This is a genomic window from Rheinheimera sp. (assembly GCF_036568245.1).
Taxonomy (GTDB): Bacteria; Pseudomonadota; Gammaproteobacteria; order Enterobacterales; family Alteromonadaceae; genus Alishewanella.
Genome location: NZ_DATCSY010000076.1, coordinates 1 through 10,071, shown reverse-complemented (window position 1 = coordinate 10,071; position 10,071 = coordinate 1). Strand labels below are relative to the sequence as shown.

Sequence of the window (10,071 nt, the reverse complement as noted above, 5' to 3'; positions counted from 1 at the left end):
ATGACCGGTAACCCGGCGTCGACACTCGCCAAACTGGCTGATGCCCATCTATGCGTCAAAGTTGAACAGGAAGCCTGCCCACTGGGACTGGCGCCTACAGCCAGTACTACCGCCACACTGGCAATGGGGGATGCTGTGGCTGTGGCCCTGCTCGACGCACGGGGCTTCTCGGCGGATGACTTTGCATTATCGCACCCTGGCGGTAGCCTCGGGCGCAAGTTATTGCTGCGGCTCGAAGACATAATGCACACCAATGAGCAAGTGCCGGTGGTATTGCAAACTGCGACGATTAAAGATGCCTTGCTGGAAATTTCCAAAAAAGGCCTGGGTATGACAGCTGTTGTAGATGAGCATGGCAAAATGGCTGGTGTATTTACCGACGGTGATCTGCGCCGTATTCTGGACCAGCGCTATGATATCCATAGCAACCAAATCGCCGACGTTATGACACGAAACTGTATCACGGCGCAGGCACAACAATTAGCCGCTGAGGCGCTGCAGATAATGCAGCAGAAAAAAATTAACGGGCTGATTATTATCGATGATGCGGGTAAGCCAGTAGGGGCGATGAACATGCACGATCTGCTGCGCGCCGGGGTATTATAAATGTCACTTTTTAACAGTCTTTACACTGCGGTAAGTAACGATATTATTAGGCGCGCCAGCGCGATTAAGTTACTGATTTGCGATGTTGATGGCGTATTCTCAGATGGTCGCATTTACCTGGGTAATAATTCTGAAGAGCTGAAAGCCTTTCATACCCGCGATGGTTATGGTATCAAAGCGCTACGCCAGGCAGGTGTCGAAGTGGCCGTGATTACCGGCAGACAATCTGCAATAGTGCAGCAACGTATGACATCATTGACCGTACCTTATATCTACCAGGGGCAGGAAAATAAAACTGCTGCGTTTGAACAATTACAACAGCAATTGCAACTTAAGCCACAACAAATTGCCTATATCGGCGATGACTTGGCGGACTGGGTTGTAATGCAGCACTGCGGGTTGGCTGTTGCGGTACACGATGCCCACCCCTATCTGGTCAAACACGCCCATTTTGTCACCAGCATACCTGGCGGGTTTGGTGCAGTGCGCGAACTATGCGACCTGCTGTTAATCAGTCAGGATAAATTTGGCTTATTTGATGGCAGTAGCGCATGAGAAAAATACTGGTTCTACTGGTTTTGATCCTGACAGGCACCGCCGCGTATCTGTGGTTTGAGCCTGCCGACAGCACTGATGCCTTGCAAACCGATCAAGAACTGATGCCGGACTATATTGCACAAAATATCACCCGACGGTTGTTTGACAGTGATGGTTATCTGATAGACAGCGTCAGTGCACAACGACTGGAACATTTTGAACTGCTGGGGTTTACACAGTTTGAAAAGCCGGTATATACCCTGTATAACGAAAACCATCAACCAAGCTGGCAAGCCAGCAGTCAGTATGCCGTATGGTTTCCTCAGGATAAAATAATCCTTGAGCAACAGGTCAGAATTGATAGCCTGCAGCAAAATGAGCTGATTGATTGGCTTGAGACAGATACGCTGGAAATGCTGTTCCCTGATAACAAGTTACAGAACAACCAACCTGTGTTAATTCAGGGCCAAGGCTTTTATATCAAAGGCAGCGGTATCAAAGCTGACTTAACCAGCAAGACTTTCCAGTTAGTACAACATGAACAGACGGTATATCGTAATGAAGAATAATCTTATCTTAGCTCTGCTGCTAAGCAGCTCTGTGGTGATGGCCGCGCAGCCAGACTACACCCAACAAATTCAGATCGATGCCGATAATCTGGTTTCAGTACAGGAAAATGTCCTGACCTATCGTAATAATGTAGTCATTACGCAAGGCTCACTGCAGATGAAAGCCGACCAGCTGGAAATTAATGCCAGTGCAGGTAAGGGCAAAGAAGTGTATATCGCTACCGGCTCACCTGTGAGTTATTCGCAATTATTGGCAGATGGTAAGCCGGTTACTGCCACGGCCAGTGAAATGCGTTACGAACCGTCAAACCGCACCCTGACATTAAGCGGAGACGCTGAGCTGACGCAAAGCGGCAGCGTTGTCAAAGCATCTGTCATCAAATATAACGTGGAAAAACAGCAGCTAAGTGCACAAAGCAACGAGTCAAAACGCGTGACAACGATTTTTACGCCGGAGGAAAAGAATAATCCATGAAGTTAGTTGCTTCGCACCTGGCGAAAAGCTACAAAGGCCGGCAAGTTGTTAAGGATGTCAGCCTGGAAGTTAATGCGGGCCAGATAGTCGGTTTGCTCGGGCCGAATGGCGCCGGCAAAACCACAACCTTTTATATGATTGTCGGTCTGGTGCCATCAGACAAAGGTCATATCAGCCTGAACGACAAAGACATCACTTTCGACCCCATCCACGCCCGCGCCCGTCAGGGCATAGGATATCTGCCGCAGGAGAGTTCAATCTTCCGTAAGCTGACCGTATACGAAAACCTGTTGGCCATTTTACAAACGCGCAAAGATCTCAGCGCCAGCAGACGCGAAGAAATAGCGGACGACTTACTGGAAGAATTTCATATTGGCCATATCAAGCATAGTCTGGGCATGAGCCTGTCTGGCGGTGAACGCCGCAGAGTAGAGATAGCTCGGGCACTGGCGGCAGACCCGGCCTTTATCCTGCTCGACGAACCCTTCGCCGGTGTGGACCCAATATCGGTGTTAGATATAAAGAAAATTATCCAGCATCTTTGCCAGCGTGGTATTGGTGTATTAATAACCGATCACAATGTGCGTGAGACACTTGATGTCTGTGAAATTGCCTACATTGTCAGTCATGGCGAACTGATTGCATCGGGCCCGCCGCAAGAGGTATTGGCAAATCAGAAGGTTCGTGATGTATACCTCGGTGAGCAATTCAGGCTATAGTTAGCGAAAAACAATCTCAGCGCATTTATTCAGCAGGATAACGGTAGAAGTAGATGAAGCCCTCTTTGCAACTTCGCTTAGGACAGCAACTTACCATGACGCCGCAGTTGCAGCAGGCTATACGCTTGTTACAGCTGTCGACGATAGAGTTGCAGCAGGAAATTCAGGAAGCATTGGATGCCAATCCACTGCTGGAAGCTGAAGACGATTACGACAGTTTTTCTGCTGATACCAAAGATACCTCAGATAGTACCTCACTGAATTCTGCCGACTCAGACCAGACATCAGACGACAGTTATGAGCCCAGCGAACCCGACAGCAGTGAGGCTATGTCAGAGCAGAATATTCAGGAAGACTTGCCGCTGGACAACAACTGGGATGATTTGGTCAGTGCAGCGCCGGTAAGTGCAGGAAACACCGGCAGCGATGAAGATTTTGTCTATCAGGGTGAGACGAGCGAGACACTGCAGGATTATTTACGCTGGCAAATGCAACTTACCCCCTTTTCAGACACCGACCGGGCTATAGCTGAAATTATTATTGAAGCCATAGACGACAATGGCCTGTTAACCATCAGCTGCGAAGAAATTCTGGAGTCACTCGGCCTTGACGATATCGAAGCCGACGAAGTAGAAGCCGTTATTAAGCGCATTCAGTTATTTGATCCGGTAGGTGTGGGCGCCAGATCTATTCAGGAGTGCTTGCTAGTTCAACTGCGGCAGTTTGCAGCGGACACCCCTTTTCTGTCTGCAGCGCAAAGCATGATTCGCGACCACACCGAACTTTTAGCTAATCGCGACTTTCGTTCTTTGATGCGTGTGACTAAACTGAAAGAAGATGAATTACGGGAAGTCATGCGGCTGATCCACAGCCTGAACCCCCGCCCCGGTGCTGATGTTATTCGTGAAGAGCAACAATACGTTATTCCGGACGTTAGCGTGATAAAAGTAAAAGGCCGCTGGCAGGTTGAACTTAATCCTGACGCAATGCCTAAGGTACGTATAAACCAGCAGTATGCCGCGATGTCGCGTACAGCAAAAAGCAGTGCAGATACCCAGTTTATCCGCTCCCATCTGCAGGAAGCAAAATGGTTTCTGAAAAGTCTGGAAAGCCGCAACGAAACATTGTTGAAAGTGGCAAATTGTATCGTGCAGCAGCAGCAGGCTTTTTTTGAGCACGGAGAAGAGGCGATGAAGCCTATGGTGCTGAATGACGTTGCCGAAATGGTAGGCATGCATGAATCGACAATCTCGCGAGTCACTACGCAGAAGTATATGCATACACCCAGGGGTATATTTGAGCTTAAATTCTTCTTTTCCAGCCATGTGAGTACAGAAAATGGCGGAGAATGTTCTTCGACAGCTATTCGAGCATTTATTAAAAAATTAGTGGCGGCGGAGAATCCGGCCAAACCGCTGAGTGACAGTAAAATGGCCGATATTCTGATGGAACAGGGCATTAACGTTGCAAGGCGAACTATCGCTAAGTATCGGGAGTCTCTGTATATTCCGCCGTCAAATCAACGCAAGACCTTGCTGTAAATAAGCCTAAAAGAAGGAATATGTCTATGCAAATCAATCTGACCGGTCGCCATGTTGAAATCACCACAGCCTTAAAACAATACGTAGATAGCAAATTTGCCAAACTGGAAAGGCACTTTGATCATATAAATAATGTACATGTGATCCTAAACGTGGAAAAATTGAAACAGATTGCTGAAGCTAAGCTGCATCTTAATGGTGGTGAAGTGTTCGCAGTATCTGAAGATGAAAATATGTATGCTGCTATAGACCAGTTGATAGACAAATTAGATCGCCAGGTCATTAAGCATAAAGAGAAAATAGCCCGACACTGATTAGATTATGACGAATTTAACTGCAATGCTTACCGAGAACTGCACTAAAAGTGCAGTTCTTTTTAACAGCAAGAAACGTATTCTGGAGTATATTGCTGAGTTAGCGCATCAGCGCCTGCCAGATATGTCTGAGTACAGTATCCTCGAAGCATTAATGACCCGGGAAAAACTGGGTTCTACCGGTATCGGCGGCGGCATTGCAATTCCCCATGGCAAGCTGAAAACGGTCACTCAGCCGGTGTTGGTGTTCGTAGTCAGTAAAGAAGCAATTCCGTTTGATGCGATAGACAACCAGCCGGTCGATATATTCTGTGCCATTTTGATCCCGGAAGATCAATGTCAGGCTCATTTAAGCACACTGGCAGGCATCGCCAAACTTCTCAGCCAGAAAGAGCTGACCAAAAAAATCCGTCACGCTGAAACAAACCAGCAGTTGTACCAGCTGTTAGTCGACTACAGCGCAATGGACGCCGCAAAATGAAGTTGCTGGTAGTTAGTGGTCGTTCCGGTTCAGGCAAGTCTGTTGCCTTACGGGTGATGGAAGACCTTGGCTACTACTGTGTAGATAATATCCCTGTTAATTTACTGCCGACACTGGCTACCACAGTTATGGGCCAGTATGAGCGTGTTGCCGTCAGTATCGATGTAAGAAACCTGCCGCAAGACCCCGATGAACTGGCTGAGATTCTATCTTATCTGCCACGCAAGCTGGATTTGACCATTCTGTATCTGGATGCTGATCATGCCAGCTTAATTAAACGCTTCAGTGAGACACGCCGGCTACATCCTTTGTCGCATCAGGCGATGTCACTGGACGATGCTATCTCCCGCGAGCAGCAGTTGCTTGACCCTATATCCAGCCGTGCCGATTTATATATTGATACCACTGAGTTAAATGTCTACCAGCTGGCAGAGCAGTTGCGCGAGCGTATTCTGGGCCAGAAAACCGGCCGTCTGGTCATTCTGTTTGAATCTTTTGGTTTTAAATACGGCATCCCTAAAGACGCCGATTTTGTGTTTGATGCCCGTTTCCTGCCCAATCCACACTGGGAGCCTGATTTGAAACCGCTGACCGGGCTTGACCAGCCGGTTAAAGACTATCTGGCATCTGAACCGGTAGTCGCCAAGTATATCTGGCAGATAAACAGTTTTATCAGTACCTGGCTACCCCATCTGGAGCGCAATAACCGCAGCTACCTGACGATTGCTATTGGCTGTACCGGCGGCCAACACCGTTCGGTTTATATTGTTGAAAGCCTGGCAGAAAGCTACCGGAATTTAAGAGATGATGTGCAGACGCGCCACCGGGAATTAGTGCGCCACCACGGCAGAGCAAGCTGATGAAGTGCAGTGAAGAAGTCACTATCGTAAATCAACTTGGACTGCATGCCAGGGCTGCAACCAAGCTGGCACAATTATGTCAGCAGTTTCAGGCCAAAATTGAACTGGTACAGGAAGATAAAACTGCCGACGCCAGCAGCGTGCTGGCGCTGTTGATGCTGGCGAGTAGCAAAGGCAAAACATTACAGGTTTGCGCTGACGGTGAAGACGCGGAACACGCACTGCGGGCTGTAGCAGATCTCATTAAAAACGGTTTCGACGAAAATTAGATTACGCCAAAACCGTATCTGATTAGGGCTTCTACCTATCCAGTTTTAATTCTTTTGTTACACATTCCGATCGTGCGCTTTCACCTGGGCAGGTGGAATTTTATCCAGACCACGGGTTCTGCTGATAGCCGTTAGTTTATGGTGTAACGCTGCTTTAATCAGCATATGCGCACTGATCGGCGCAGTGATCAGCAGAAAAATCGTAATCAGCAGCTCATGTACGCTAACTTCACCGGTCAGACTGAAGAAAAAAATCGAACCAAGAAGGATCCCCCCCATCCCCAACGTCGTGGCTTTGGTAGGTCCATGCAAGCGCATAAAAAAATCAGGCATTCTGGTCAGACCGATAGAGCCTATCAGTACGAAACTGCCACCCAGTAACAGGAAAAACGCGATCGCCCATTCCATCCAGTGTTGCATAGTACTCTCCTACTCGATGATGTCGCCGCGTAGTAAAAACTTACATACCGCGACAGTACTGACAAACCCCAGCATAGCAATAAGCAGTGCCGCCTCAAAATACAGCGGCGATCCCATCAGCAAGCCGTATAAGATAATGAGTGCAATACTATTGATATACATGGTATCAAGCGCCAGAATACGGTCCGGCAAGCTGGGCCCCCGCAGCAGGCGCCACAGGTTCAGCAACAGTGCGATGCTGATCATCACAAACACCAGCATAATGACATTATCCAGCATTGAAAATCTCCTTTAACGGGGCCTCATAACGCTGCTTAATCGACTCAATTAGCGCCGCCTCATCAGTCAGGTTCAGTACATGAATTAATAACCAGCGCTGCGGTAAAGGCTCTCCCGGCTTAATGCATTCGGTGCTGGGAAGCACTTCAGCACTGACGGTGCCCGGCGTCATCGAAACGGTACTGGCCAGAATAGTTATCGGTAGCTCGTGCTGCAGATCAAGAGGGACTTTGACAAAAGCCGGGTTCAACCGTCTTTTAGGCCCCAGTATCAATACTGCCACCTGGGCATTGGCGACAACAATATCGGCCAGCACCCGCAACATATAGCGCAGAGCCAGCAAAGGCCGTTCAATAACCGGCTGTGGGTCACGAAAGCGCAATATCAGCAGTGGGATAAGCACCGCCAGCACCGCCCCAAAGAACAAATGCACAGCCTCGATGCTCTGATTCAGCAGCAGCCAGACAACAAACAGCATCACACTGCGATATGGTGTCGGAAGCCAACGATATTTCGCATCAAATCTCATGGCGCACTCCCCTCTGTGCTGGCAGAGCCGAGTATAGTCCTGATAGCGGTATCAGTATCATATAACTGTGCTGCGGCTTGATGCGACAGCTCAGTCAAAGGCCCGGCAAACACAACCAGGGCTGGACTGGCTAACAACAACCAGCACACCGCAAATACCTGCAGCGGAGCAGCCTTATCGCCAGCTGCATCCCCCCCGCTAACCCGCCAGAATAACGTACTGCCCGCACGCGACAAGCCAATGATCACCAGCAGGCTGCAAACTAAAATTACGGCCCAAAGCACAGCCCGGCTGGCAGGTTCTGTCACCGCCTGTAGTAGCATTAACTTACCGATAAAACCGGACAGAGGCGGTAAACCGGCAACAGCCATAGCCGCCAGCATAAACAAACTGCCCAGCAATATCGGTTGCGCCACACGCCGGCCTGATACTAAACGATCCGCAGCTTTGCCGCGTTGATTGGCAATAAGGTCAGCAATTAAAAACAGTGCGGCTGTGACCAGAGTGGAATGTACGGTGTAATACAATGCCGCCGCAGCCGATAATTCAGTATGCAGTGCAACCATACATACCAGCGTACCCACTGACACCAGTACCAGGTTCGCCACCAGTTTACGAAAATCGTGGCTGGCCATCACACCAATGGCACCCAGCACGATAGTGGCAAGGCCAGCAGGTAATAACCAGTCTGCCGCCATTCCCTGTAAAGGCCCGGCGTCAGCACCGAATATCGTGGTATATACCCGCATCAGGGCATAGATCCCAATCTTAGTCATTACCGCAAACAACGCTGCTACTGGCGCCGAGGCTGATGAATAGGTAGCTGGCAGCCAGAACTGTAGTGGCAGCACCGCCGCTTTTAATGCAAACACGATCATTAACATCAGGCCGCCTGATTTAACCAGCATGACGTCTTCAGCGGGCAGCGTGGCGACCTTTTGCGCCATATCCGCGATATTCAGCGTACCGAGCGTGCCATACAGCACCGCCAGCGAGAACAGGAAAATCGCAGAGCCGGTCAGATTCAGTACTACATAATGCACTGCTGCCTTGGTTTTATTTTTACCACCGGCATGGATCAGCAACGCATATGAGGCAATCAGTAATACTTCGAAGAAAACAAACAGGTTAAACAGATCGCCGGTCAAAAAGGCGCCATTAATGCCCATGACCTGGAACTGAAATAGCGGATGGAAGAATGAGCCTTTCTCGTCTTCACCGGCACTGCCATAGCAAATTGCCCCCAGCGCCAGAAAAGACGTTAAACACACCAGCACCATAGATAATGTATCAGCCACCAGAATGATGCCAAAAGGCGCCTGCCAGTTACCTATTGCGTAGTGCAGCAAACCGTTTTGCTGTACATGCAGCAGCAGAAGCACTACCAATACCAGCTGAATGGCGCTTGAAATCATACTGACCCACCGCCGGCGCATTGGCGAATAGTGTACTGGCGGCAGCATAATGATCAGGGCGGTAAGCATCGGCAACAATATAGGTGCCGTTATTAAATGCCACATCAACGACTCTCCCTTTTCATGCCATCCGCATCTGGCAGTTTGCCATCGACATGATCATTCCCCAGATCTGCGCGGGCCCGTATCGCCAGAATGACCAGAAAAGCCGTCATCGCGAAGCCGATAACGATGGCGGTCAGAACCAGCGCTTGCGGTAACGGGTCTGCATAGTGTTCACTGGTTCCGAGCACAGCAGCACCGCGCAGTGTCAGCCGGCCGGAAGCAAAAATGAACAGATTGACAGCGTAAGACAACATTGTCAGTCCCAGCATTACCGGAAAAGTGCGGCCACGTAACATCAGAAAAATACCGCAGAACGTAAGAAAGCCAATACAACTGGCAAACAGAGTTTCCATCAGATCGTTTCCTTATGCACCGGCCGGTGCGCTGTAGTCATCTTACCAAGATTGGCCAAAATCAGCAGCGTAGAACCCACGACTGTAATATAAACCCCCAAATCAAAGGCTATCGCACTGGCCAGTTCAATTTTGCCAAGCACGGGTACATCGAAATAATCAAACCAGGATGTCAGGAATGGCCGGCCAAACAGCCAGCTGGCGGCACCGGTAAATAGTGCAATCATCAACCCTATGGCAACCACGCGTTGATACTCCACATTCATCCGCTCCTTCACCCAATCCACACCGTGCGCAATGTACTGCAGAATAATGGCGACAGCCGTGACAAGCCCGGCAATAAAGCCCCCACCCGGTAAGTTATGGCCGCGGAAGAAAATGTAGATAGACACCATAATCGCCAGCGGCAAAAGGCTTTGCGATACAGTTGCCAGTAACAGCGAATGGCGCTCCAGCGCCCAGGGGCGGCCTTCACCATCACTGCTGGGCTTAAACAGTGGAATTCTGGTCAGCAGTTTGAAAATCCCAAGTGAAGCAATACCCAAAACCGTTATTTCGCCCAGGGTGTCAAAACCACGGAAATCCACCAGTATGACGTT

The 10,071-nt window shown here is 49.4% G+C and carries 16 protein-coding genes; 10 read left to right on the top strand and 6 right to left on the bottom strand.

Annotated elements, in window-relative coordinates; genetic code table 11:
• The 10 genes from VIN66_RS03430 to VIN66_RS03385 all read left to right on the top strand — a co-directional run.
• Window positions 1-606: KpsF/GutQ family sugar-phosphate isomerase (locus VIN66_RS03430; protein WP_331922684.1), on the top strand; the 606-nt coding region annotated here is incomplete at its 5' end.
• Entirely contained in the window at window positions 607-1,161 is a 555-nt protein-coding gene (gene kdsC / locus VIN66_RS03425) for a 3-deoxy-manno-octulosonate-8-phosphatase KdsC (RefSeq protein WP_331922683.1), read from the top strand.
• The gene (gene lptC / locus VIN66_RS03420) at window positions 1,158-1,712 is read left to right on the top strand and encodes an LPS export ABC transporter periplasmic protein LptC (protein WP_331922682.1); all 555 of its coding nucleotides are present in this window, start codon (window positions 1,158-1,160) and stop codon (window positions 1,710-1,712) included. Before kdsC ends, lptC begins: the two co-directional genes overlap by 4 nt.
• Window positions 1,702-2,187: a lipopolysaccharide transport periplasmic protein LptA gene (gene lptA, locus VIN66_RS03415; RefSeq protein WP_331922681.1), complete on the top strand. Its 486-nt coding sequence runs from the start codon at window positions 1,702-1,704 to the stop codon at window positions 2,185-2,187. Before lptC ends, lptA begins: the two co-directional genes overlap by 11 nt.
• The gene (lptB, locus tag VIN66_RS03410; protein ID WP_331922680.1) at window positions 2,184-2,906 is read left to right on the top strand and encodes an LPS export ABC transporter ATP-binding protein; all 723 of its coding nucleotides are present in this window, start codon (window positions 2,184-2,186) and stop codon (window positions 2,904-2,906) included. Before lptA ends, lptB begins: the two co-directional genes overlap by 4 nt.
• Before the next feature lie 53 nt (window positions 2,907-2,959).
• Window positions 2,960-4,447 (top strand): RNA polymerase factor sigma-54, encoded by a 1,488-nt coding sequence (locus tag VIN66_RS03405; RefSeq protein WP_331922679.1) that lies wholly within the window; start codon window positions 2,960-2,962, stop codon window positions 4,445-4,447.
• Window positions 4,448-4,473: 26 nt separating this feature from the next.
• On the top strand, window positions 4,474-4,761 hold the full coding sequence (hpf, locus tag VIN66_RS03400) for a ribosome hibernation promoting factor (RefSeq protein WP_331922678.1): 288 nt from the start codon (window positions 4,474-4,476) through the stop codon (window positions 4,759-4,761).
• 7 nt (window positions 4,762-4,768) lie between these two features.
• Window positions 4,769-5,242 (top strand): PTS IIA-like nitrogen regulatory protein PtsN, encoded by a 474-nt coding sequence (gene ptsN, locus VIN66_RS03395; protein ID WP_331922677.1) that lies wholly within the window; start codon window positions 4,769-4,771, stop codon window positions 5,240-5,242.
• The gene (gene rapZ, locus VIN66_RS03390; protein WP_226766424.1) at window positions 5,239-6,102 is read left to right on the top strand and encodes an RNase adapter RapZ; all 864 of its coding nucleotides are present in this window, start codon (window positions 5,239-5,241) and stop codon (window positions 6,100-6,102) included. Before ptsN ends, rapZ begins: the two co-directional genes overlap by 4 nt.
• On the top strand, window positions 6,102-6,371 hold the full coding sequence (locus VIN66_RS03385; RefSeq protein ID WP_331922676.1) for an HPr family phosphocarrier protein: 270 nt from the start codon (window positions 6,102-6,104) through the stop codon (window positions 6,369-6,371). The genes rapZ and VIN66_RS03385 overlap by 1 nt, the downstream gene beginning before the upstream one ends.
• Before the next feature lie 57 nt (window positions 6,372-6,428).
• Here the strand turns inward: VIN66_RS03385 and VIN66_RS03380 are convergent, their stop codons facing one another.
• From VIN66_RS03380 to mbhE, 6 genes are all read right to left on the bottom strand, one after another.
• Complete coding sequence (locus tag VIN66_RS03380) at window positions 6,429-6,791, bottom strand: Na+/H+ antiporter subunit G (RefSeq protein ID WP_331922675.1); 363 nt, start codon at window positions 6,789-6,791, stop codon at window positions 6,429-6,431.
• A gap of 9 nt (window positions 6,792-6,800) precedes the next feature.
• The gene (locus VIN66_RS03375; protein WP_331922674.1) at window positions 6,801-7,070 is read right to left on the bottom strand and encodes a K+/H+ antiporter subunit F; all 270 of its coding nucleotides are present in this window, start codon (window positions 7,068-7,070) and stop codon (window positions 6,801-6,803) included.
• On the bottom strand, window positions 7,060-7,599 hold the full coding sequence (locus tag VIN66_RS03370) for a Na+/H+ antiporter subunit E (RefSeq protein WP_331922673.1): 540 nt from the start codon (window positions 7,597-7,599) through the stop codon (window positions 7,060-7,062). Before VIN66_RS03370 ends, VIN66_RS03375 begins: the two co-directional genes overlap by 11 nt.
• Window positions 7,596-9,119 (bottom strand): monovalent cation/H+ antiporter subunit D, encoded by a 1,524-nt coding sequence (locus VIN66_RS03365; protein ID WP_331922672.1) that lies wholly within the window; start codon window positions 9,117-9,119, stop codon window positions 7,596-7,598. The genes VIN66_RS03370 and VIN66_RS03365 overlap by 4 nt, the downstream gene beginning before the upstream one ends.
• Window positions 9,119-9,472, bottom strand: a complete 354-nt coding sequence (locus VIN66_RS03360; RefSeq protein ID WP_331922671.1) for a Na+/H+ antiporter subunit C — start codon at window positions 9,470-9,472, stop codon at window positions 9,119-9,121. Before VIN66_RS03360 ends, VIN66_RS03365 begins: the two co-directional genes overlap by 1 nt.
• The coding region (mbhE, locus tag VIN66_RS03355) for a hydrogen gas-evolving membrane-bound hydrogenase subunit E (protein WP_331922670.1) at window positions 9,472-10,071 on the bottom strand (600 nt) is incomplete at its 5' end. The genes mbhE and VIN66_RS03360, both read right to left, overlap by 1 nt.